This is a genomic window from Leptolyngbya sp. NK1-12 (assembly GCF_032598965.1).
Lineage (GTDB): Bacteria > Cyanobacteriota > Cyanobacteriia > Elainellales > Elainellaceae > Elainella.
This window is the reverse complement of the sequence record NZ_CP053586.1, coordinates 230843-255122: the sequence shown is the minus strand read 5'-3', so window position 1 is coordinate 255122 and position 24280 is coordinate 230843. Positions and strand designations below refer to the sequence as shown.

Genomic DNA, 24280 nt, shown 5'->3' with positions numbered 1-24280 from the left:
GCCTGCAGCGCCATCTTATAACTTTCATACAGTTTCTCTGTATAGTGATAGGCTGACCTTGATCAGGGACTCAACCATGAAGCAGCAGTATTTTTCCGATAGCGAATGGGTTACTCTGTTGCAATCTCCTACGCAAGCAATCCTAGCGGTTATCCTAGCCGACAAAACTGATCCAGTTTCCTTTCTCAAAGAAATGCAGGCCGCCTTTCAGATCCTGGCAGCCGAACTGCAGCGGCAGGATATTTCCAGCGATCTGATTAAGGCGATGATTGCTTCTATAAACGACGCGATTGGCCAATCGCCACTCCAGGGTGAGGATTTGCTGCTGCAACAACAGTTTGAGCTGATCAAACGCATTCAAGCCTTCAGCAGTGTATCAGATGGACAAAATCAGGTAGTTGAACACTTCAAGCAGGTGAAGGATATCTTGTTGAACAAAGTGCCGATTGTGCAGGCAGAGGAATTTAAGCAATGGATTTTGGAGCTTGCTACTCAAGTCGCCAAGGCCGTAAAAGAAGAAGGCATTTGGGGCATCGGCGGTGAACGGGTCAGCCGCCAAGAGTCTGGGGCGTTATCTACGCTGGAGAAGACTTTAACGTTTAGGTAGACTTTATTTAGGTAAACTTTATAGGTAGAGCAAATTCAACGGTCTGAAAACTGTCTGCAAAATCACTTTTAGTAAATTTCTTGCTAAATTCTCTAGGAATGTTTAGAGGGGTATTTAGGTAGACGGGTAGACAACAGAAAGCAAACAACGGTAAACAACAGGGCAATCAGCAACGAGGTCCGCATTCCTGCCATTGCCGCTTCCAAGCTAATTGGGTAGATCAGCGACTGAATTTCTGGTGGCAATCGCTCACCCAGAACCTTTCTGATTTCTTGCTGAGAAAGGGTTTGAATCATTTCTTGTAGGTCAGCAATTAGTTGACCGCGTTGAGCTGGTGGTAGAGCTTTGCTTAGTTTCTCTAAGATGCCATCTACAATGCCTTTGGAAGCGTAGAAGATCAGCAGTGTGCCGAGGATCGCTCTGCCTAGAGAGCTGCCCAAATTCTGCACTGGATTGTAAATGCCTGATCCTTCTGGTTTTTCGTGTCTGGAAACATCAGCATAGGTGAGGCGGCTGATATGGGATAAAAACAAACCTGAACCCATACCCATTAAGATCAGTCCCGGCATCAGTTCCAGTGACGTGATCTGAAGATGCAGATTTCGGTAAATTACTCCGATCCCAATCGCTAGAAGCGCAATACCACTATAGACAATATACTTGGGTGGAATCCGATCACCCAATTTTAGTAACTTCAAAGTTGAAATCACGGTGATGATCATCGTGATATTATAGGGGATTATCGTCAGAGCAGTTTGGAACGGATTGAGCGACATTGCTACAGGCACGAATTGAAAGAAATTAAATTGTAGGCCAGTGGTAATCAAGGTGTGCAGCATGGCTGTCAGCATACCCAGCACAAATTTCTGGTTCCGCAGTAGCCCGACTCGCAGTAAGGAAGCCATCCGTTGATTGGCCTGTCGTCGTTGCCAAAAAATAAAGAATCCCAGCAAGATTACGCCCACGGCAATCAGGGTGGGCACAATCGAAATGGAGAAGGGAGGCAGCACAACTCCCGCGATGGAAAAGAGTTGCTTCGGTTTCCACCAGCCAAACTCTCCCCCTAAGCTAATGCCCATCAAGATCGAGCTAAGTCCCAAAAACGAAAGCAACCCTCCCACCCAATCGATTGGCTGCTGACAGCGAATAATTAGTTTCGGCAACGATTGCCGCAGCACCCCTATCAGAATCAAAACAACAAAGGACGGTACAAACGCCCAACGCCAGCTAAATTGGGACGCCAGATACCCCCCTAGCAGTACACCCGATAAACCTCCCAACGCCGAAGCCACAATCAGCCCAACGTTGGCCTGATCCTCTGCTTTGCCGTCATAAATTAAATCCACAATCGACCAAGGCGTACTGATTAAGGGCGTAGCCGCTAGACCAGTCAAGAGAGAAAAACTAATTGCCAGCACGCCAATCGAAGGACTCAGGGCAGTCAGGCCAATCCCAATCCCATATAGAATCAAGCCCATCTGGAATACTGGAGTGCGGCCATAGAAACGGCACAGGTTCTCGGTTGTAGGGGCAAAAGAGGCTGCAACTAACGAAAACAGTACCAAAATACTTTGAATGTAACCCACGCTAGTCTGCAAGTCAGACACAATCCGGGGCATAATCGCAGGTATGACGCTAACATTGTAGGCAATCATAAACAGGGTGAGACTGATAGCCCAAAACCCTTTACGTCTCAGTTGCAGCGGTTCTGCCTGCTCCATAACGACCTCTTGGTAGCAGCGTTACTGACCGAGCTGCTGTCCCATCACTGAATTACCTTTCAATAGTAAACCTTTACTTTGACAGAAAGGTGCTCAATACATCTTCCTACTTTACCTTCTGAAAAACTTGCTTAAAAATTATCCTGTATCCAAACCTGTTATGCCCAATCTAGAAAAGCTAGCCTGTTGTTTAACTGACCAAGCTCTGGTTTCTTTGTGATTTCTTTGACCGCAGGTCAGTAGAGCATTGCCCACGAAACTAACTTCTGGTTAGAGAAATTAGCAGCCAAGATTTGATAGAATTTGGATACCTTAAACCACTAGGAAGCTTGGGGCGTTGGCTTTACTATTTTCTGACCAGCAGTCAGTAGAGGCACTCACTGGCACTAAGGCAGCATTGGGTCCTCCGCTGAAATGGGCTGGCGGTAAACGCTGGCTGGTGCCAATCCTGAGGCTAGCTCTACAAGACATTTGGCAACCGGACTCGACCCGATTGGTGGAACCCTTTGTAGGGGGAATGGCGGTTGCATTGGGACTACAGCCCCGCATCGCGTTATTAAATGACCTGAATCCCCATCTAATCAACTTCTACACCTGGCTACAAAAAGGCTTGACGATTGACATTCCCCTGGAAAATAACGCCCAATATTACTATGTTTGCCGGCAGCGATTCAACGATCTGATTTTGAGGGGGCAAGCTACCAGTTTAGAGGCAGCCAAACTGTTTTACTTCATGAATCGAACTGGATACAACGGTTTATGTCGCTTCAACAACAACGATCAATTCAATGTTCCCTTTGGGCGTTACAAAACGATTAACTATGTCAAAGACTTCTCGAGTTACGTACCTGTTCTAAAAAACTTTCAATTCACTGCAATGGATTTCGCCGCTCTACCAATCCATACCAATGATGTGGTCTACGCTGACCCCCCTTATGACGTAGAGTTCACCAAATACAGTGCGAATGATTTCAAGTGGCAGGATCAGGTGCGATTAGCCGAATGGTTATCTTCGCATTCGGGACCGGTGCTGGCTTCAAATCAGGCAACTGAACGCATTGTTGATCTCTATCGTAGCCTGAGATTCTCGATTCACTTTCTAGACGCTCCTCGCCGCATTTCTTGTGATGGTGATCGGAAGCCTGCCAAGGAAATTTTGGCCTATCGCAATTTGGGCTAATATCAAGTCGGATGGAACCGTAAGGGCGAAGCATTTGCGAAATGAATTTAAGGCATAGCTACAGAGCTTCTGCCGCAAATACTTCGCCCTTGCGATTAACCAGACTTGACATAAGGCATCAATATAATCAGAACCAATGCTGTCCGTTCCAATCTCTCACTCTGAACTTATTCTGAACATTCCCGGCTCATCACCAAGCGACCGTCGGGCAGACGATATACCCCCTGCGGTTCCACAATCGGCTCTCCGGGCTGCCAACTCGAACCTGCTTCACTTGCAGGTATTTCTCGCACTTCCCCTGTAGGATAGCTCGATGCTGCATCATTGCCTGGAGCAGCGGGCAATCCGCCCGTTCCAGTAATCAAAAAGGTACCATCTTGATTGGTGCGAGCAATGCAGCTATTGGCGAGTAATTGGTCGGTGTCAATTGCTCCTGCGGGCAAGTCCGCCAAGCTGTTCTGAATAAAGCTAACATCTGGAGCAGTCACGACTCCGGAACGCACACCGCTGGCATCCACATCGACTCGATTATTGCCATCGGCTTCTGGAGCAACTGTCCTACGGCCAGAGAAATCAGCAATGTAACCTTCGCCAAAGAAAGCAGGTGTTTCAAAGCGAATATCCCCTCCCTGGCCTTCAGGCGCACGAGTCACAATATCGCTATCATCAAACGCTACGATAGAATCCGCGCTGAGGGTAATGGTGCCACCGGTACCGCGCCCTTGATTGACTTGAGTACGAATATCGCTATCGCCCCGCAGTCGGATATCTCCAGCCGTCACGGTGATATTGCCACTGGAGGAAGACTCAGAACGGGTTTCAATATCGCTGTTGCTAGCGTTGATGCGGTCACTGGCGTTGATAGTAACGTCTCCGCCACGGCCTTGGGCTTGGGTGCGAGCACTGATGCGGGCGTTGTCGAGGTTGAGAGAGTTGGTGACGAGGTCGATGTTGCCACCTTGCCCAGTTGAGTTAGGGCCTACGGCAGAGGAGATCGTGCTTTGATTGAGAGCGATGGTGTCGGCATTACGCACCAGGATATTGCCAGCATCGCCTTGACCTTGGGTATTAGCAGTGATCTCGCTGTTGTTGAGCCTTAGCAAGTTAGTGTTGAGTCGAATGGAGCCACCGCTGCCGCGACCTTGCCGCTGTACTTCAGTAGAGATGCGGCTGTTGTCATTGAGAAAAATAGTCTGAGCATCACGAACTGTAACATCGCCAGCATCACCTTGACCATTGGTGCTAGCAGTAATTTGAGCACCATTGACTAGTGAGAGCAAATTGGTGTCGATTGTGATGTTGCCTTGATTGGCATTAGAACGAGTTGATGTTCGAGCCTGGTTATGAAGAACAACGGCGTTTCGCTGCACTTGGGTCGAGATGGTGCTATTGGAGAGCAAAACAGAATCAACAGCTTGAATCTGAATATCACCTGCACTGCCATCGCCGCTGGTAGCAGCAGAGATGAGGGATTCGTCTTGAAGTGAAAGGTTAGGTGTAGTAAGAGTGATTGTCTGGGAGTCACCGGTTGCACCTGGGTTGACCGTACTGGTGACGCTGCTGCCATTATCTAAAGTAATACGCTCGTTTGCATCAGCATTGATGCTACCGGTATCACCTTCACCAGAGGTACTAGAGGTAATAGTGGAGCGATTGTTTAATGATAAGACACCAGTTTCGAGATTAATGCTGCCACCCTGACCGATAGCACCTGCGTTGACAGCAGTAGAAATATTGCCGCGATTGAGATTGATTATATTGGCGTCACGGATGGTGATATCACCTGCATTGCCTCGCCCAGATGTACTGGCCGTGATCTCAGCACCGGAATTGACAGAAAGCTGCCGAGTTTGGATCTCGATACTGCCACTGTCGGGAGCAGAACTGTTGACGGATACGCCTGGTTCGATCACGGTAGAAATCTCACCGTTGGTTGTGAGCCTGACCAAATCGGCATTGCGAATTGAAATACTACCAGGTCTGCCTCTAGTCGAGTCACCCATTCTTGCTACCGCTGCGGCTGAAATAGCTGCACCATTATTGATCTGTAGCTGCCTCACATCAAGCTGAATATCACCTGCATCACCGGTATCAGAAGTTCGGGCTGAGAGTAGAGAAGGGTTGCTTTCTACATCGACTCGCAGATTGCCTGAGTTACCAATCAGGTTAATTTGGGAAGCATTGATTGATAAACGACCACCACGGCTAGGGCCTAAGGTTTGGGTTGTAATTTCTCCACCATCGCGAACCGTAAGTTGGCCGGTTTGAATCGAAAGATTAGCAGCAGGAGTACCGGCTGGAGAGGCGATCTGGGCTGAAATGCGGCTCGGGAAGAAATAGGTTTGATTGGGATCGAAGGGGGTAACGCCGGGCAACTCATTGTTGACTAATGTATTAGCCTCAGATCCGGTCACAAATCGCCCCCCATTCACGTCAACACCATTTGGAGCAATAATCGATAAATGACCAGCTTGCCCTCTCCCAATCGATTCTGTAATCACGCCTGCCCCATCTCGCACAATTAATCGGTTCGTTTGTAGCGACAAATTCCCTGCATCCCCGCTTCTAAATGACGTTGCCGCCAATCCGCCCTGACCGCCAATCAACTCAGTTGTTCCTCCAACTGCTACGAATATGTTTCCGCCACGACCTCCCCCACTGTTTGTCGCTGCGGTTGCTTCTCCGTTTTGCATGGTTAACTGTCCAGCCGCGATGGTCAGATCACCAGCATTGCCAGTTCCCGTTGTGCGAGTTCGTAAATCTCCTTCTAAAAGTTGTACAGTTCCAGTGGCATTGATCAGCAAATCGCCTGCATTGCCTGCTCCAACGGTCTGGGTCGAGATTGTCGCACCGTCTTGCACCGTGAGTTGTCTAGTCATCAAGCGAATCGTGCCTCCAGGCGCTTGTGATTTCGGATTGAGAATGCCAAACAAGCTGCCCGCTTCACTCACAATATTGCTAGACAATCCACCCGCCGATTCCCCAGCAATCTCAATCGTGTCAGCGTTGATAGTAATATTTCCTCCCCGACCTGTTCCAGCAGAAGTATCTTGACCAAGACCAACCGTAGAAGCAGTAATGGCAGCTCCGCCCTGGATAATCAGTTGCGGAGTAGTCAGCAACAGATCTCCAGCATCTGCCAAGCCAAACGTACCCGTCAGAATTCCGCTAGGTTCTGCATCTTCACCTGTGCTCGAAACTCCAGATAGCTCAACCGAGCTAGCAGCAGTAATTTCTAAATTACCACCTTGCCCAGTGTTCAATGTTCCAGTCCGGATCCGCCCACCGTCTCTAGCAACCAGACGATTGACATTGATTAATGTGTTACCTGAGTTACCGGTTGATTCTGAATCAACTTCATTCGAGATTTGCGCTCCGTCACCCTGTAATGTTAATTGTCCTGTTGTGATATTAAGGGTGCTACCATTACCACTAGCTTCACTGCCTTCAGGTCCCGTAAAAATGCCAGTGCCACTACCGCTATCTGCTGTAGAAATGATTTCAATCGACTGAGGTGCATTAATCACCAGAGCACCACCCTGTCCTGCTCCAAATACACCTGCTTGAATTTGCGCTTGATCTTGAACGATTAGCCGATTGGTCTCAATTAACAGATCCCCGCCGTTGCCTGTAGCTCCTCTATTGACGGAAGTCGCTATTTTGCTGACCTGATCGGTCTCTGGAGTACGGCCAGTCACCTCAACTACATCTGAAGCACGCAGCGTGACATTGCCTGCATTGCCTGCTCCAGACGTGGAAGCTCTGATTTGTGCTCCATTCAAAAGTCTAACTTGCTCAGCAGTAATAGTGATGTCGCCAGCATCTGCGTTACTGGTTACATCAGACGTGATATCTCCCCCGCTTAAAAACCCAATTGGCGAGCTGGCAGCAGGAATTACAAATCCAGTTAGCTCTAACGTTCCTGTTTCGATTCTGATATCTCCAGTATCTCCAAATTCTGGCAGTGGATCAGTAGAAGGTAGCGGAAAGGCGACAAAAGTGCCAATATTGCCACCATTAATACGAATAAAATCAGATGCGAGAAGCGTGATATTACCTCCATCTCGAATGTTGTTAACAGGCGCGCTGATCTGAGAAAGTGGCTCCATCGTTAATTGATCAGATTGAATCCGAATATTGCCTCCGCCACTGGTCAAGATGGAGCTACCGATGCCGAGTGAAACTTCTCCGTTGGTTGATAAGCTAATATCACCTCCCCTATTCTCAGAATAGGCATTGATAGAAGCTAAATTACCTAGTGCAATTCCTGCATCTGCAAGCAGCCGAACATTCCCGGACTGACCCAGTTCAGCGGATGAATCAATCGAGCGTTCTCTAAACAGCAAAATCTGACCGCGTGCGTCTAATGTAACTGCACTGCCATTGCCTGCAAAGCCGCGTGCGTCAATTCCCAACACAGGACTCGCTGCACCCAATCGGCTAATCCCTCTGCCAGTAATGAGAATATCGGGTGACGGCAAAGTAGGGTTGGGTAAGTATTGGTTGGTGATTAATACCTGACCATCTGGTGGCACAATGATCACGCTTCCAAGCACAATGCCAGCAGATGTAGGTGTTCTGAAGAAAGTACCACCTCCTGGAAAGTTCCCTGAGCCAATCTGTTCAAAACCATTAGAGACAACAACAGCAGATGGATTGACCCCTGCACGAATATCTAGAGTCGGCTGAGTGCTTCCATTGATCTCAATTTCTGTGCCATCTGAAAGTGGAATAGTTTCTGCGCGCGTGGTTGCTGGAGTGTCTGCCCCCAAAATGACAATTGTTCCCGGAACTACGACTGAACCACCTGCCAGAATATGTAATGAGTTTCCAACGTAGTTATTAAAGGTTAAATCCCCTGTCACCCGAATGATTGGATCGTGAGGACTGTAAAGATCCCCCAAACTGCCATTCAACCGCTCAATCCGAAAATTGCCGCCGCTCCAGAAATGCGCATCGCCACCGACTTGATTCGCCGAGCGCAGCACCATATCACCACCGGAAACCAAGCCGCTGTTAGGATGATTCAGGGCAAAGATATCTACTACTCGGTCGCCCTGTAACTGCATTTGCCCAACTGCCGCCGCGACAAATGGAGTCGTCGCACTATCGCGAATTCGCAGCGTATCACGAGCCTCTAGAGTTAGGTTTCTACCTGCTGTTAAGTGCCCTTGTAAATCCAGCGTGTTTCCTGCCAGTGTGAGATCCTGTCCGGTAATGAGGTGCCCCCTATTGGCAATGGTTCCACCCTGACTCGCCACCTGATTGAAAAAAAAGGCACTGGGATTGACGGTGAGTAAGCCCGGAGCCGTTCCATCGGTAGTACTAAACCAGCCGAAGTTGCCAAACTGGATGGTATTGGCTGTTGTGCCCATGAACGATCCCTGGATATCCAAACTGGCATTCGGACCAAACAAAATCCCGTTCGGATTCATCAGAAATAAATTCGCAGCTCCATCAACACCGAGGGTACCCAGAATATTTGATGGATTATTCCCTGTAACGCGTCCAAAGATATTCTCAATGTTGATTGGATTAGCGAAATAGGCAGCATCGCCTTCCCGCACGCCAAACTCTCGAAAGCTATGGAACAGGTTTCTACCGCGGGCAGCACCGCCCTCAATTAAGTCGGCCTCTCGTCCTCGTACCGTTGCCCGTCTGACTCGTGAGTTCTCGTTGCCTAAGGTTGCGTCTGGAACGACCTGAGCTGCAACAGCGAGGGGAACGCTGAGGCTGAGAAAAACCAACCAGCCGAGTAGAAGATTGGTTGATGTCATAAGTCACCTACCATGAGTCACCACAAATCACCTACAGAGCTAGAATTCATGCTGCGGAATAGCCCAACCATGAAGTGTTGAAATAGGTGTTAAACGATGAATACCACAAAATTTCAGCAGTGATGGTTTTCGATCAAGAATTTTTAGAATGGCGACCAGATTTCGTATTGCCAAATAGAAATTGCCGTTATCCGAGAGGCGATCGAACAACGGCAACAGATAGATGATAGTCGGCTTGTAGCTTGGCTTGTAGCTTGGCTAATCACCAAGTTCCAAGCGGCTTAATGTCCCGGAAACTAGCGGCTAGCTGGAACGTAGAACGCCACGCCGTCATTGCGCCAGCCTGGATCAGGCAAACTGGCCTCAGGCGAATAGCGGAACCGCCAGGGATTTGGAGCCGAGTATTGATAGATGGGCCGTCTGTTGAAAGCGGCATTTGCATAGGCGTAGAAGGCAATCCCGTCGTTGTGCCAACCGTCGCCACCGGCATTGATCGAACGCGAATACTGGAACCGCCAAGGCGTATCGGCGGAAAAGCGATAGACCGGAACTGCATCCTCGGCCTTCTCACCAATCACCAGAAACTCTCGTCCGCTGCGCGTCCAGCCATCCATCACATTTGCGGCTCTGCTATAGAAGAAGCGCCAGCGACCTGCCGGTTCCTGAGCATGGTATTCGTAGAGTGAAACGACTTTCAATTGAGGTGGCGTAACCAGATCAACCGCTGCTTTGGCGTCCAGTTTGCCATAGCCCCAGGTTGCATTAGGACTTGCCCCAGTAAAGCTGTCGCGCCGCGCGGTTTTAGTCAAGTAATCCAGGATTTGGGACTGGGTGAGACTGCGGTTGCGTTGCAGCATCAGAGCAATCACACCAGCCACATGGGGAGCTGCCATACTGGTTCCGGACAGGCCCTGATATTGGTTATCGCCACTAGCACCCGCCAAAGCAGCGATAATTCCTTCACCCGGAGCCGCAAGTTCTGGCTTCAGCCGCCGGTCGCGGGTGGTGCCACGACTCGAAAAGGCCGAAATTCTACCTCTGTTTGGACCATCGGAGGTAACGTAGGACGCAACGGCAATCACTTCTTTAGAAGTACCCGGAATCGAAATTGTCAGCGTGTCATCGCGATGGGGCGGCCGAAATTCAGGTGTGTTGGCAGGGTGCCCCCGTTCGATCCAGGCATCAAACCGACCGTTGGTGACCGTTGTGCCCCGCAGGGTAAACGACCAGCTACCGGGCTGAATGCTCGGACTGGTACCACGCGTCTGCTGAATGTAGATCTGGTTGTCTTTGTTGTTGGGGTTATTAATAGCGGAAACGATCGAAATCTGATTGCCATTGGGCATGGTAAAACTGGTGGTAGTATCGGGTCTCACAACTGCACTGGTATTGAGATCAGGGGATGTAATGGTGATATCAAACCGATCGCTGCCCGCATACCAGATGTCAATTGTATTCAAGGTGGCATCATTCGCATCTACCGCAAACTGCACCTGAGTATGGCCGTCTACAGCAACGAAGCCGCTAGCATGTCTACCCAGCGCTCCTTCGTTTCCAGCAGATTTTACCATCGCTCTGCCAGGGTTCCCCAACAGGTTATCAATCCCCTGTTCTAACAGGCTGGTTCCATCATGGGGTCCTAAGTTATCGCCCTGGCTCAGGTTAATGACGACGGCTTTTCCTAAAGCAGTGGCTTTATCAAAAATGTAGCTAATTGCATCTAATGTTTCAGCCGAATCGCCAAAAATTTCTGAGTTAACCTGATTCGCCACCACAATAATGTCAGCTTCTGGCGCAACTCCCACGAATGTAGATGCAGGTTGCCCATTACCAGCGCTTGAACCGTCTCCAGCGGCAATTCCAGCTACATGGGTGCCGTGTCCCACTAAGTAATCGTCTTCATGTCTAACGATGCTAAACGGATCAGCTGCCGCCAGTGCCGCATCAATTTCTGCTTTGGTGTATTCCACTCCATACCCATAGCGTGGATTAAAACGTGCTGGACTGGATTCATTTCCAATTGGTTCTAAATATTGATCCCAAATCGCCAGAATCCGGCTGGTGCCATCTGGCTTTCGGAAACTAGCGTGAGTGTAGTCAATCCCCGAATCAATAATCCCAATGATAACGCCTGTGCCTTTATAGGCGGGAGAGCCAGTATGAACGAGGTTAGCTCGAATTTCCGGCACACTGCGGTTCAGTTCTCTTACCATCGGACGAGCGCTCTCGATCCGAATTAGGTCCGGTAAGGCAGTAATGGCGTTCAATCGCGATAAGTCAATTACACCCGAAATAATATCTCCGGCTACGGTCCGAACTTCTAATCCGCGTTGTTCTAAATCTGTGATGCTGCCACGATATTTCAGCAGCACTTTCACTTTCGGCCCTGTTTCTGTAGACTCTATTGCAAATCGCCCGGTTGCTTCTAGCTCTGGTAAAACAGTTTGATTTCGTTGGAGCAATTGAAGACGGGGATCAATTTTACTCATAGCACACCTATTGATAAGTGAAGTGAATTTGCTTGCGAAGGAGCACAGCCGTTAGAATCTATTCCAGAACACGGGTGCTTATTTTATCGCTCATAAGCTAGAAACATAGAAAATTAAGGCAATTCCGGATAGAGCGGACCCGATAATTCGATATAGCGCACAAAGTCGAGTTCAGCTAATGCGAGCGTCTGTCTTAAGGGTATTGAAGCAGTAACAATATCTCCAGCTACAGTGCGAACGTTCGCTCCATTTGCTTCAAGTTGGGAACGTTGTTCAGCAGTTAAAGCACTAGTTGTGCGCAACAAGATATTGACCTGAGGATTGGCTTCAGGTGATAGTTGACTTAAACGTAATCTCAGTGTTGGAGCCAGTTTAGAGGCATTTTCGGCAGTCAAATCAGTCTCCTTCGGAAAAGGTTCTTTGGCTTGAGAAACATCTTGAGGAATAGGGGATGAAGTATCTAGAGATTTACTTGGTTGAAGGCGGATTGAAATCAATGCACTAACTAGAACAATGAAAGCAATTGATCCAAGCCCAAAGATTAGATAACGCACCAAATTTTCTCCTAATCATAGCTCTGTTATACCTAGGTACATTCATTCCTCGTTGGAACCAATAAGTAAGTAGGTAGGCTAAATTAATCTTCGCTCCACAATGCCGGGTCTCGACTCCGCTTAACCCTCTGCTTCCCGAAACGTTGCGCATTGAGCGGAGTCGAAATGCGTCTTCTCAATCATTGCCCCCACCTACTTAGGCGAACCAAATTAAACGGTAGATATAGTACTTGCTCACGCCAGCGAAACGCTTGCACTACGGATCTCCAAATTAATAATGTTGATCTATTCATTAAATCAGGCAAACACGACCGTGCGATTGCCGTAAACTAGCACTCGATTCTGCAAATGTAATCTTACAGCCCTAGCTAGCACCACTCGTTCCAAGTCCTTGCCTTTGCGAATCAAATCGTCTACCTGATCGCGGTGACTCACCCGCACCACATCTTGTTCAATGATCGGACCTTCATCCAGATCGGCAGTCACATAGTGGGCCGTTGCGCCAATAATTTTTACTCCTCGTTCGTAGGCACGATGGTAAGGATTTGCTCCGGCAAAAGCGGGTAAAAACGAATGATGAATATTGATCACATGGGGAAACTGAGCTACAAACTCAGAGCTAAGAATCTGCATGTACTTTGCCAACACAACTAAATCAATCTTGTACTGACGCAGCAGCTCAAGCTGTTTCCCTTCCTGGACCATTTTGGTGTCAGCTGTAATCGGAATATGATAGTAGTCAATGCCAAACTGGTCGGCAATCGGCTGCAAGTTGGGGTGATTGCTGATGATCAGGGGAATTTCGGCAGTAAGTTCTCCGGCTCGCTGTCGCCAGAGCAGATCATATAAACAGTGATCCTGCCGGCTCACCCAAATCGCAATTCGGGGTAAGGCATCGGAAAAGTGCAACTGCCAGTTGGCTTGCAGCGGCTGAGCGATGGCGTTGAAGGCCGGCCCAATCAGATCTCTCGGTAAATTAAAGCCTTCGAGCTGCCATTCGATCCGGGTAAGAAACAATCCAGCCGTAAAATCGGTATGCTGATCGGCATGGATGATGTTGCCGCCGTTGGAGTAGATAAAGTTGGCGATTTTGGCCACCAACCCTTTCTGATCTGGGCAGGAAATCAGCAGCGTTGCAGTAGGGGTGATGGTAGGGGTGATGGTAGAACTGGCGGTAGGCATAGGAGGTCAGAAGAGTTTGAAAGAGTAGATCTTGCAGTCTTGCAGTTCGGTGTAGTTTTAATTCTCTGATTTGAGATAGTTTCACTCAAGTCCAACGAAAATTCGGATTTGGTCCACCAATCGTAATGCTATGCTCTCAACGCCTCGCCTGCAGTTTAGACACTTTACTCCAGCCGATCTCGACCTGCTCTACCGCGAGATTTACAGCCATCCGCAGGTAGCAGGAGCGCTGTCTCCCACGGGAACCATGTCGCTTCAGCAAACGGCATTCCTATTGCGCCGTCGGCTTCAGCATTGGCAACAACATGGCTTTGGAGCTTGGGCACTAATTCACAAACCGGATCAGCAGTTGGTTGGGCATTGCGGTCTGCATTACCTAGAAACCGATGGGGGAAACCCTTCCGAAGTTGAGCTGACCTACACGCTGCATCCAGCCTACTGGCGACAGGGATTAGCCACCGAAGCGGCAGAGGCCGTTTTGCACTGGGGTTTTTCAACGCTGAAACTAGACCAAATTGTAGCTGTCACCGGTCCTGAGAACATTGCTTCGCAGCGAGTCATGCAAAAGCTAGGCATGAAGTACGAGAAAACCATGTCCTACAACGGTACAAAAGTACTTTACTACACCATTCCTGCGACGGAATTTGGCAAGAAGCTGACTCGCTAACCCACTGCAACAACTAGCCTAGATCAGTAAGCCAAACCAACGAGCCAAACCAACGAGCCAAACCAACGAGCTAAACCAACGAGCTAAACCAACAGGGGGATGCAGCCGACCGCTTTTCCTCGATACTAATGAAAGAACACCCAACCGTTCTATTCAATCGTTTACTGGAGAACCGCAATGCTGACAAAGGGTTTTGAAGTTGAGATGTACACGGGTACACCTCAGGCGGACATTGTGGGCTTTTCCGACAAAATTGTGGCGGCTCTAGATGGGTTTGTCCGAGAGCCAGATACACGCAATGTGGAATACACCACGGCTCCCTTTTGCCGCTATGACCGCTTGCTATGTGAACTGGTGCGACCACGGCAGCGATTGCGGACGTTCCTGAAACAGCTTGGCAACTACACGTTGATTCCCGGCAGCACCTTATCTACCGGCGGCAGCGGCCAGTTTCATCGCTCTGATCCCTACAACCCTTACCACAGCTATATTGAGCAAACCTATGGCACCACCGTCGTTACGGCCAGCATTCACATCAATGTTGGCATTCCGGATGCGGAGACCCTGATGCGGGCCTGTCGGTTGGTGCGGGTAGAAGCACCGTTGTATCTAGCCTTGAGTGCGGCCTCTCCCTTTCTCGATGGGGAAGTCACCGGCTACCACTCGACCCGCTGGAGTGTGTTTCCCAAAACGCCAAAGCAAGTACCCTTGTTTGAAAGCCATGCCCACTACATTCGCTGGACTGAGGAACAGTTGGCTCTGGGCACAATGCAAAATGTGCGTCACCTCTGGTCTGCCGTGCGTCCGAATGGCGATCGGCGGCCCTATAGTCTGAATCGGTTGGAGCTGCGGATTTGCGACATGGTGGGCGATCCGCTGACCCTATTGGCAATCACAGCGCTGCTAGAAGCCCGTCTGCTGCAATTAATCGCCGATCCCAGCCTCGATCCGCTAGAAATCAGCACTCTCCCGGCCCACAACCGTGCTGAGGAATTGGCGGCTCTGACTGATGCTAACGAAATGGCTGTTGCTCAATCGAGTCTCGATGCCGAACTGCGCCACTGGAAAGACGGTCGCCCGATTCTGGCTCGCGATTGGATCGAAGCACTCCAGCAAGAAATTTGGGAGAGCGCTAGAAAGCAGGGATTTAGCTGTTTTCTGATGCCGTTGAGAAAAATACTGCGCGAAGGCAACGAGGCCCAACGCTGGCTGCAATTGATTGAGCAGGGATTCAATGTGCGCACCGTAATGCAGCAGGCGATCCGCGACCTCGAAGAAACGGAACTCGTCCTTGCCGATGATATCTGTCAACCTTTAGTCGCCTGAGTAGAGACTGGGATAATGCGACTAGACCTGACTAGGGTCAATGCCTAATTCTCTCAGCTTGGCGGCTAGACGGGCGGCTTGCTGTTCGGCTTGCTCGGCCCGCTGCTTTTCTTGCTCGGCCCGCTGCTTTTCTTGCTCGGCGCGTTGTTTTTCCTGTTCGGCCCGCTGGATTTCTTGCAGAGCGGCTTCCTCTGGATTCAGGATCAGCTCTCCGTCAGGCGTAAAAAAGCGCAGTTTAGACTCATAGACACCAAGATATAGTTCAAGCTGCTGGCTCCACAGCCAACCGCGTGAGTCGGGCTGCAGATCTTGATAAACGCCTGCTAGAAGCTGAAATCCTTTGAATTCCTGAGTGCTGGGATCGAACCAGAAGTATTCTGGCGTGCGGAAAATGTTCTGGTAAATTTGCTTTTTCAAGCCCCGGTCTGTATTGGCCGTGGAATCTGACAGAATTTCGATAATCAGGTTGGGATATTGGCCGCCCTCTTCCCACACCACCCAGCTTTTGCGCGGCTTACGATCGGTGCCCAGTACGACAAAAAAATCAGGACCCCTGAAATGCTCTGACTTAAGCTGACGGGGGCTGTAGTAAATCGTCATGTTCCCACAGGCGTAGAAATCTTGCCGCCCTCGCCACCAAGCCTCTAGGCACTGAAGCAGCAAGATCATTTGCCGCAGATGAAATTCTGTTTCCATCGGAGGTTCGTCACTGTATAAATCGCCGGGTGGAAAGACAATCCCATCTTCCAAACTATCTCCCAGCTCTGCTGTTGCTTCTGATGTTTCCTGTGACTGCAGGTCAGTAGTTTGATCCTGCGGTTGATCCTGTACCTTGTCCTGAATTTCAGGATTTGACAAAGAGGACATGATTGATCACCAGAATGGTTTACCAGAACGTTAGTTCTAGTTTATAGCTTTTTCCACTCTGGTAAGGTACGAGGGATGTGAGGGCTTCGCCCCCACGCAGGGGCACGGCCCCTGCACCCCATTTTTTGTACTTCATTAGCCTGAAAAAGGCTGTAATGGAATTAATGCGCGTGTCTATTGGCAATTCTTAGGCGCACCATCACGAATTTCTTGCAGTTTCAACAGTCTAAATGCCTACTCGCCACAGCAACAGACGATAGGATCGATCATTAATAATGATAAAGTTCTAGATCGAGCTGATTCTCCGTCTGCGGTTCACTCGTCTGCGGTTCACTACGAAGAGGTCTATAGATTCATGGCTGCTGTTACTCAGGTTCCGGCTTTTTGTGAAGGAATTCAATACTTTGGTGAGCTGCCGCCGCATTTCGACACCTACGGTAAAACTCCAGCAATCGCCGCTGGAAACACAGCCATTGCCGACCCCACCGATGCCGCCGCCGTTTATCAAACCCTGCTGTATGCCGATGCCTTGCGCTACCTAACGCTGCAAATCACAGCCAGCAAAGCCTCTGGGCATCCGGGTGGGTTCGCCAGCCAAGCCGAAGCCTACGCCGCTCTGGTGATGCTGGGCTACAAAAATATCGTCACTGAAGTGGGGCACCATGCACCGGGTTTCTATAGCGCCATGTTTCTGGACCGCTCTTTAGAAGACATGGGAATTCAGACCGTGCAAGAACTGCGGAATCGGTTTCGGGAAAAGCATGGGTTGCTCGGCCACCTGTCTGGCTATATTCCGGGCATCTTGGCTCCAGCAGGTCCGTTGGGGCAGGGGCAGCACTTTGCCATGGCGGGGGCGTTTCTGCACCGCGATAAGCTGTTTCCCTTCACGATCGGTGATGGTGGCATGGGCGAACCCTACCCGATGAGCAGCATGGCTCATTTCCACACGGCCTTTCCAGGCATTACCAACTTTTTGCCGGTGTTAGTGTGGAATGGCTTCTCGCAAGAGCACCACAGCATGGTGTCGCTGCAAACCAACGAGCAGATGATGGCCTACTGGCACGGCAACGGATTTGAAGAAGTGGTGTTGGTAGACGCCAAGGATTTTGACGATCAGGACCAGCCCGGAGCGTTTGTAGACAGCACGGCTTTCTCGTTTGAACAGCGGCTGGCCTTCACTAAGGGAGTGCTGGTGGGCGTGGATGAAGCAGCGCGCTCGGCCCTCAGCGGCAAACTGACGGTGTTTATTATCAAGCAGCTCAAGGGTGCCGGTGTCCATGCGCGCGGAGCCAAGTCCCATAATCTTTACGGTCATCACACACTCGATAACCCCGATATCGTGGCCGGACTGCAAGCCAACGCCCTGCCGCCGGAAGTGTGGGAAGTGGTACGCACCAACTGCGAACGAGCTGCCGGTGGACCTGCCAGCAAAGTGGCCGTGACCGAATCGGTGCTGCCCCTGCCGGAACTGGGGGAACTGCCGTTAGAAGAATATGCCGTCGGCGAAGCAAAGGTGTCCACTACCGCAATGGGACGCTTAGTGGCCTATGTGGGTCAAAAAGACGCTAATTATATAGTCACCAATGCAGACGGCAACGAAGCCTCTGGGATTGCCAATATCAACCAAGGCTTGAAAATTATTCACCCCACCGAAGATCCGCTCTACAATCAAAGCCCCAAAGGTCAGGTCTATGAGCCGCTGAACGAAGATGCCTGTGCTGGACTAGCGGCTGGACTGGCGCTGTTTGGTTCCCGCACGCTCTGGTGTTCCTACGAATCCTTTGCGATCAACGGCCTGCCGATCTGGCAAACTGTGACCCAGGCAATGGCCGAATTGCGTCGCCCTACACCATCGACACTGACGCTGTTTACTGCCGGTGCTCTAGAGCAAGGCCGCAATGGTTGGACTCACCAACGACCAGAGATCGAAGCCTACTTCGCGGCTATGATGCGCAATGGCAATGTGTTTCCTTTGTTTCCCCCAGACGCCAACAGCATTCAGGTTTGCTACGAGTGGGGTTTATCCACCGTCAATAAAGGCGTTGTGATCACGGCCAGCAAGTCACCTCTACCGATCCGCACAACGCTAGAGCAAACTCGTCAAGCTCTGCGGGATGGCGCGATTGTGCTGCAAGAAACCAGCGGCAGCAAGACGGTTGTGTTTGCCGTGGTGGGCGACATGACTCTGCTGCCTGTCTATGAAGCCGCTAATCGCCTAGCCGAACAGGGTATTGGCAGTCGGATTGTTTCGGTGGTCAGTCCACGTCGCCTCTACCGTCCTACCGATGTGGCCTGGGAGATTTGCTCAGAACCGGATGGCGGTTTCCTGGATGATGCGGGCTTTGAGACGCTGTTTGGCGGCGATGCCTTGATTGGTATCACGGGTGGGGCCAGCGGCATGTTGGAGCCAGTTATGCTCCGCAGCACCGTCAAGCGCGACACAGTGGCCTGGAAGCGTGGCGAAACTACCGCTAGCCCTGGTGAACTGATGGCTGTGAACGGCATCACCGCTGAGAACTTGGCAACCCGGGCGGTTAAATTAACCCAATAACTAAATTAACTCAATAACTAGCGGCTGCTCAGCGTTGGCGGTACAGAAGCCCAATCGAACCGATCAGCAACAATGCGCCGATTAGGCCCAACGAGCCGAGCTGTTCGCCAAATAGCCACCAGGCTAGTAGGGTGGAGGTGAGTGGCTCTAGCAGCGTGGCGATACTGGCAACGGTCGCAGATGTATGGCGCATGCCGCGAAAGTAAAGTGAATAGGCCAGCGCTGTGGGAATCAGTCCCAGATACAGGAGAACCATCCAGCCTTGGATTGAATAGCTGCTGATCCAGCCGGTCGCTAGCGTGCAGGGTAGCAAAGCCAATGCTCCCGCCGTAAAGCTAATTGTTACTGACTGCAACGGATGATAGCGTCCTGCCAATCGCCGACTGCACAACACCATTGCCGCATAGCCCAAGGCCGACATCAAGGCTAATCCCACGCCCAGAACTCGATTCGCGTTTGCGGCTCCATTCGACTGCGGGCCAATTAACAAAATCGTGCCTGCAATCGCACAGCCTCCGGCCAGCATTACACCCAACGTTAGCCGTTCCTGCAATACCACTGCTGCCAACAGCGCCACTCCCAGCGGAGCGGTACAGAGGGTAATCAGCGTAGCTGCTGCAACTCCAAGTTGAACAATCGCACTGAAATAGCACACCTGATAGAGCGCCAAGAGTCCGCCGATCAGCAGCATCACCAGCAGGTCATGGCGCTTGACCCGAAACATCCGCTGCTTCAACACGAGCCAGCAGGCAAACCACAGCACCGGCACCGCAAATGCCAGTCGAAAAAAGCCGACCGACAGAGGATTGGTGGCCGTCATGCCGTACAGTGCCCGCACGAATACCCCCGTCGTTCCCCACAGGATGGCAGAGAACAGCACCAAGGCGAGGCCCAGGCGCACCTGAGCCATAGATTCAATTTTCATAGAAACCTTTTCCTTTCCTCGTTGTGGACTGAAGCGAATCAAACGAGGGCAGGACATTAAAGCAGCTAACTCACTGAGCTAGCTCCAAACTTGAGAAATTACTGCATCCTGCCCTAGACGCCCACAGGCGGTGGCAAAATGCAAACGACTTGATTCTTAGGAGCGCCTCACTAGGGCAGGTTTGCCCTGTGCACGAATGGAAGAAACAAGTCTGTACTCGATTTATTGTAGAGACAATCCTGAGTTAGGAAACCGAGCGGTCAATAGTATCATCAAGGGTCTGATTAGGAGCGTGGTTGTGGGGCGTACTGGCAATGAGATTGGTGAAGGTGGCAAAGCCTATCCCGTTTGAGAGATTAGCTGTTCAGCCCGCCCCAACTTGGGAGGTTAATCGTAATGAGGAGCGTTATGAAAAATACCTCGTCCATCGCAAAGCGTAAGTTAGCTCAATCTCCAGCCTTGCCTGCCCAGCTGGCTCATCTTGAGCAACTCAATCTGCATGCAGCGGGAATTGATGTGGGTTCTGCTGAGCATTGGGTTTGTGTCCCTGCTGGAAGAGCCGAAGTCAATGTCCGTGCCTTTGGTTGCTTTACCCCAGACTTACAAGCGATGGCAGCATGGTTGCAGGGGTGTGGGGTGACAACAGTCGCAATGGAATCAACAGGAGTCTACTGGATTCCAGTCTTTCAGATTCTGGAGTCCAGCGGGTTGGAGGTCAAACTGGTGAATGCACACCATCTCAAAACGGTGCCTGGACGTAAGAGCGATGTGCTTGATTGTCAATGGCTCCAGAAATTGCACACCTATGGTCTGTTAGCTGGCTCATTCCGTCCTGAGGAGCAAGTATGTGTGCTGCGAAGCTATGTACGTCAACGAGAACGACTGATTCAAAGTGCGGCTGTGCATATTCAACGGATGCAACATGCCTTGATTCAGATGAATCTGCATCTGCACAAGGTGATTAGCGACATTACTGGCTTAACGGGGATGTCCATCATTCGAGCAATTGTTGCAGGAGAGCATGACCCTCAAACCTTAGCTGCCCTCAAGCACTCGCGTATCCGCAGTAGCCATGACGAAATTGCCAAAGCGCTCAGCGGTAATTATCGAGCAGAATTGGTGTTTGTTTTGCAACAGGAGTTAACGCTTTACGATCTGCATCAACAGCAGATTGCTGCTTGTGATGAGCAGATCGAGCAGTGCCTGTTGAAGTTTGATGCAAAAACTGAGCAAGCACCACCAGAGGCAAAGAACAAGCGGCGTAAGACCACTCAAAATGCTCCTGCCTTTGATTTGCGTGGGCAGCTATATCGAATCAGCGGCATCGATTTTACTCAGATTCCTGGGCTTGATGCGTTGAGCGTCCAGACGATTCTCTCTGAGGTGGGCTTAGAGTCCAATCGCTTTGCCAGTGTCAAACACTTTTGTTCCTGGTTGGGATTATGTCCTGGGACGCGCATTACTGGGGGAAAGTCGCTGAGTTCTCAGACACGAGTAGTGGTGAATCGAGCAGCGAATGCTTTTCGTTTAGCGGCTCAAGCTGTTAGCCATAGTCGCTCAGCCTTAGGGGCATTTTATCGACGCCTGCGGTCTCGTTTAGGCGCACCTAAGGCAATCACAGCAACGGCTCACAAGATTGCTCGTCTGTTCTACAAGCTATGGTCTGAGGGCGGAACCTATGCTGACCCTGGAGAAAACTATTATGAGCAGCAATACCGGGAACGCCTGGTTAAACACCTGAAGAAAACAGCTCAGTCTCTCGGTTTTGAAGTTGTGCCCCACTCCTCCACTGAAAGTGTTTCTTGAGAGACATACTGTTTCTCTACAAGCGGCTCTGAGTTAGCCTAGCATACGCATCCCATCTGCCTCCACTCTTTGCTTACTAACAGACCTGATTCGCAGAATTTGGTAAACTACCAATCTTGGCGCGGCCTACGCCCTTGTCGAATGGCCCCTTCACCGTTGAGAATTAAACAGAGTGTTACTAGCACGGTGTTTCCGCAATCACCCATAGCAGAGAATAGAGGCACGAGAAGTGAGTCACGGATTCGATTACGATTTGGTCATTGTTGGGGCAGGAGTTGGTGGACATGGAGCTGCCCTCCACGCCGTTAGTTGCGGTTTAAAGACTGCGATTGTTGAGATGGCAGAGATGGGCGGCACCTGTGTGAATCGCGGCTGCATTCCCTCAAAAGCGTTATTGGCTGCCTCAGGGCGGGTGCGGGAGTTGCGTAATGCCCATCATCTCAAAGCTTTAGGCATCCAGGTGGATCGGGTCTCGTTCGAGCGGCAGGCAATTGCCGACCATGCCAATAATCTAGTCCTAAAGATCCGCGACGATCTGACCAACAGCCTTAAGCGCTTGGGGGTCGAAACCATCCAGGGTAGAGGCAAGCTGGCCGGTCCCCATAAAGTCAGCGTCATCAGCGATTCTGGCGAAAAGACAATTACTGCGCAAGACACTATTATTTCTTCTGGCTCGGTGCCGTTTGTGCCGCCGGGGATCGAGCTAGACGGCAAAACCGTATTCACCAGCGATGATGGCCTCAAGCTTGACTGGTTGCCCCAGTGGGTAGCGGTGGTTGGCAGCGGCTACATTGGCCTGGAATTTGCCGATATCTACACGGCCCTGGGCAGCGAAGTCACCCTGATCGAAGCGCTGGATCAGCTCATGCCCGGTTTCGATCCTGACATTGCCAAACTAGCGCAGCGGGTTCTGATCGCCCCCCGTGACATTGATACCAAAGTCGGTCTGCTTGCTAAGAAAGTGACGCCCGGTTCGCCAGTTGTGATTGAACTGGCCGATGCCAAAACCAAAGAAGTGGTCGAGGTGCTGGAGGTCGATGCCTGTTTGGTTGCCACCGGACGCATTCCCGCCACCAAGGATTTGGGCCTAGAATCGGTTGGAGTGGAACTGGATCGGCGAGGCTTCATTCCGGTGAATGACGAAATGGCAGTTCTGGTCGATGGTCAGCCGGTACCGCACCTCTGGGCAATTGGCGATGCCACCGGCAAAATGATGCTGGCTCATGCGGCCTCGGCCCAAGGTGTTGTGGCTGTAGAAAACATCTGTGGCCGCCCCCGCACGGTAGACTACCGCAGTATTCCGGCTGCCGCATTCACCCATCCCGAAGTCAGCTTTGTTGGCCTCACCGAACCCGCTGCCCAAGAGCTAGCCAAGGCTGAAGGTTTTCAGGTGCAAACCGTGCGCTCCTACTTCAAAGGCAACTCCAAAGCGATTGCTGAAGGAGAAACCGATGGAGTTGCCAAGGTGATTTTCCGCCAGGATACGGGCGAGGTTTTGGGCGTCCACATTCTGGGCCTGCATGCCTCAGACCTGATTCAGGAAGCCGCCAACGCAATTGCCGAACGCCGCTCAGTTCACGATCTGGCCTTCTTGGTCCACACCCACCCCACCCTCTCAGAAGTTCTAGACGAAGCCTACAAGCGAGCCGTTGGCGCACACTAAGGAAACACACTCACAGTCAGAATTTATGCAAATTCGCCGCCGCCCCCCCAACCCAGCTGTTTCGGTGGAAACCCTCCGCTATCAGGTCCAGGTGCCCGATGCCGAACCGCGTCATATTTTAGAAAAAATTGTTTGGCACAAGGAAAAAGAGGTTGATCAACGCCGGGAACGGATGCCGCTGATCGAGTTGCAGCGCAAAGTCCGGGATGAGGCACCGCCGCTGGATTTTATTGGCGCATTGCAGCAAGCCCGAACCCATCCGGCCCTGATTGCCGAGGTGAAAAAAGCCTCGCCCAGCAAGGGTGTGATCTGCGAAAACTTTGATCCGGTCCGGATTGCCCAGTCCTACGTGGCGGGAGGCGCGGCCTGCATTTCTGTCTTGACCGACAGCGAGTTTTTTCAGGGCAGCTTCGAGTATCTCAAGCAAATCCGGGCTGCTGTGGATATACCGTTGCTCTGCAAGGATTTCGTCATCTACCCCTACCAGATCTATTGGGCGCGGCTGCATGGGGCAGATGCAGTGTTGCTGATTGCGGCGATTCTGTCTGATAAGGACTTGCAATATTTCCTCAAAATTGCCAGCGCTCTGGGCATGACGGCGTTGGTAGAGGTGCATACGCTGGAAGAGCTAGATCGGGTTTTGGAACTTTCGGGCGTCAGCTTGATTGGAATCAATAACCGCAATTTGGAAACCTTCACCGTAGATCTGAACACCACCGAGCAGTTGCTGGCCGCTAGAGGTGAACAAATTCAGGAACGCGGCATTCTGGTGGTCAGTGAGTCAGGACTTTTGACCGGAGCTGACCTAAACTGGGTAGACCGAGCCGGAGCTAAGGCAGTTTTGATTGGCGAATCGCTGGTCAGCCAACCCGATCCGGCAGCGGCGATTGCTCAGCTCTTTGAAGACCAGTGGGTGGACTGGGTCCAAGACTAGGTTTCTGCTAGGTTTCTGTTAGGTTTCAGCA

At 50.9% G+C, this 24280-nt stretch carries 15 protein-coding genes; 8 read left to right on the top strand and 7 right to left on the bottom strand.

The features are described from left to right. The first annotated feature begins 76 nt into the window (after positions 1-76). Complete coding sequence (locus HJG54_RS00705; RefSeq protein WP_316432779.1) at positions 77-607, top strand: hypothetical protein; 531 nt, start codon at positions 77-79, stop codon at positions 605-607. Between the two features lie 92 nt (positions 608-699). On the opposite strand, the gene HJG54_RS00700 is transcribed toward HJG54_RS00705, so the two are convergent. Next, positions 700-2328 carry an MFS transporter gene (locus HJG54_RS00700; protein WP_316432777.1) on the bottom strand — a complete coding sequence of 543 codons (1629 nt, stop codon included), beginning with the start codon at positions 2326-2328 and terminating at the stop codon, positions 700-702. A 337-nt stretch (positions 2329-2665) separates the two neighbouring features. Between HJG54_RS00700 and HJG54_RS00695 the strand changes: the two genes are divergently transcribed. After that, on the top strand, positions 2666-3508 hold the full coding sequence (locus HJG54_RS00695; RefSeq protein WP_316432775.1) for a DNA adenine methylase: 843 nt from the start codon (positions 2666-2668) through the stop codon (positions 3506-3508). Positions 3509-3675: 167 nt separating this feature from the next. Here the strand turns inward: HJG54_RS00695 and HJG54_RS00690 are convergent, their stop codons facing one another. The 4 genes from HJG54_RS00690 to purU all read right to left on the bottom strand — a co-directional run bounded on the left by HJG54_RS00690 (position 3676) and on the right by purU (position 13510). Continuing rightward, positions 3676-9285, bottom strand: coding sequence for a filamentous hemagglutinin N-terminal domain-containing protein (locus HJG54_RS00690; RefSeq protein WP_316432773.1), 5610 nt, complete (start codon positions 9283-9285; stop codon positions 3676-3678). 296 nt (positions 9286-9581) lie between these two features. Next, positions 9582-11774 (bottom strand): S8 family peptidase, encoded by a 2193-nt coding sequence (locus tag HJG54_RS00685; protein WP_316432772.1) that lies wholly within the window; start codon positions 11772-11774, stop codon positions 9582-9584. A gap of 113 nt (positions 11775-11887) precedes the next feature. After that, entirely contained in the window at positions 11888-12331 is a 444-nt protein-coding gene (locus HJG54_RS00680) for a hypothetical protein (RefSeq protein WP_316432771.1), read from the bottom strand. 294 nt (positions 12332-12625) lie between these two features. Further along, positions 12626-13510 carry a formyltetrahydrofolate deformylase gene (purU, locus tag HJG54_RS00675; RefSeq protein ID WP_316432769.1) on the bottom strand — a complete coding sequence of 295 codons (885 nt, stop codon included), beginning with the start codon at positions 13508-13510 and terminating at the stop codon, positions 12626-12628. Between the two features lie 130 nt (positions 13511-13640). On the opposite strand from purU, the gene HJG54_RS00670 reads away from it, so the two are divergent. Together HJG54_RS00670 and gshA are read left to right on the top strand one after the other, a co-directional pair. Then, positions 13641-14177, top strand: a complete 537-nt coding sequence (locus HJG54_RS00670; protein WP_316432768.1) for a GNAT family N-acetyltransferase — start codon at positions 13641-13643, stop codon at positions 14175-14177. 177 nt (positions 14178-14354) lie between these two features. Continuing rightward, positions 14355-15503, top strand: a complete 1149-nt coding sequence (gshA, locus tag HJG54_RS00665) for a glutamate--cysteine ligase (RefSeq protein ID WP_316432766.1) — start codon at positions 14355-14357, stop codon at positions 15501-15503. 21 nt (positions 15504-15524) lie between these two features. On the opposite strand, the gene HJG54_RS00660 is transcribed toward gshA, so the two are convergent. Continuing rightward, entirely contained in the window at positions 15525-16370 is an 846-nt protein-coding gene (locus tag HJG54_RS00660) for a Uma2 family endonuclease (protein WP_316432765.1), read from the bottom strand. A 355-nt stretch (positions 16371-16725) separates the two neighbouring features. Here HJG54_RS00660 and HJG54_RS00655 point away from each other — a divergent pair, with 355 nt between their 5' ends. Next, entirely contained in the window at positions 16726-18921 is a 2196-nt protein-coding gene (locus HJG54_RS00655; protein WP_316432764.1) for a phosphoketolase, read from the top strand. A 28-nt stretch (positions 18922-18949) separates the two neighbouring features. On the opposite strand, the gene HJG54_RS00650 is transcribed toward HJG54_RS00655, so the two are convergent. Further along, complete coding sequence (locus tag HJG54_RS00650) at positions 18950-19846, bottom strand: DMT family transporter (RefSeq protein WP_316432763.1); 897 nt, start codon at positions 19844-19846, stop codon at positions 18950-18952. Positions 19847-20254: 408 nt separating this feature from the next. Here HJG54_RS00650 and HJG54_RS00645 point away from each other — a divergent pair, with 408 nt between their 5' ends. The 3 genes from HJG54_RS00645 (at position 20255) to trpC (ending at position 24249) form a co-directional block, all read left to right on the top strand. After that, positions 20255-21652 carry an IS110 family transposase gene (locus tag HJG54_RS00645; protein WP_316431088.1) on the top strand — a complete coding sequence of 466 codons (1398 nt, stop codon included), beginning with the start codon at positions 20255-20257 and terminating at the stop codon, positions 21650-21652. 229 nt (positions 21653-21881) lie between these two features. Then, positions 21882-23315 carry a dihydrolipoyl dehydrogenase gene (gene lpdA / locus HJG54_RS00640; RefSeq protein WP_316432762.1) on the top strand — a complete coding sequence of 478 codons (1434 nt, stop codon included), beginning with the start codon at positions 21882-21884 and terminating at the stop codon, positions 23313-23315. 25 nt (positions 23316-23340) lie between these two features. Then, positions 23341-24249, top strand: a complete 909-nt coding sequence (gene trpC / locus HJG54_RS00635) for an indole-3-glycerol phosphate synthase TrpC (protein ID WP_316432761.1) — start codon at positions 23341-23343, stop codon at positions 24247-24249. The last annotated feature ends 31 nt before the right edge of the window (positions 24250-24280 follow it).

Coding starts and splice junctions, on each gene's coding strand:
- HJG54_RS00705 (WP_316432779.1), top strand. CDS start 77: ATGAAGCAGCAGTATTTTTCCGATAGCGAATGGGTTACTCTGTTGCAA.
- HJG54_RS00700 (WP_316432777.1), bottom strand. CDS start 2,328: ATGGAGCAGGCAGAACCGCTGCAACTGAGACGTAAAGGGTTTTGGGCT.
- HJG54_RS00690 (WP_316432773.1), bottom strand. CDS start 9,285: ATGACATCAACCAATCTTCTACTCGGCTGGTTGGTTTTTCTCAGCCTC.
- HJG54_RS00685 (WP_316432772.1), bottom strand. CDS start 11,774: ATGAGTAAAATTGATCCCCGTCTTCAATTGCTCCAACGAAATCAAACT.
- purU (WP_316432769.1), bottom strand. CDS start 13,510: ATGCCTACCGCCAGTTCTACCATCACCCCTACCATCACCCCTACTGCA.
- HJG54_RS00670 (WP_316432768.1), top strand. CDS start 13,641: ATGCTCTCAACGCCTCGCCTGCAGTTTAGACACTTTACTCCAGCCGAT.
- gshA (WP_316432766.1), top strand. CDS start 14,355: ATGCTGACAAAGGGTTTTGAAGTTGAGATGTACACGGGTACACCTCAG.
- HJG54_RS00660 (WP_316432765.1), bottom strand. CDS start 16,370: ATGTCCTCTTTGTCAAATCCTGAAATTCAGGACAAGGTACAGGATCAA.
- HJG54_RS00655 (WP_316432764.1), top strand. CDS start 16,726: ATGGCTGCTGTTACTCAGGTTCCGGCTTTTTGTGAAGGAATTCAATAC.
- HJG54_RS00650 (WP_316432763.1), bottom strand. CDS start 19,846: ATGAAAATTGAATCTATGGCTCAGGTGCGCCTGGGCCTCGCCTTGGTG.
- HJG54_RS00645 (WP_316431088.1), top strand. CDS start 20,255: ATGAAAAATACCTCGTCCATCGCAAAGCGTAAGTTAGCTCAATCTCCA.
- trpC (WP_316432761.1), top strand. CDS start 23,341: ATGCAAATTCGCCGCCGCCCCCCCAACCCAGCTGTTTCGGTGGAAACC.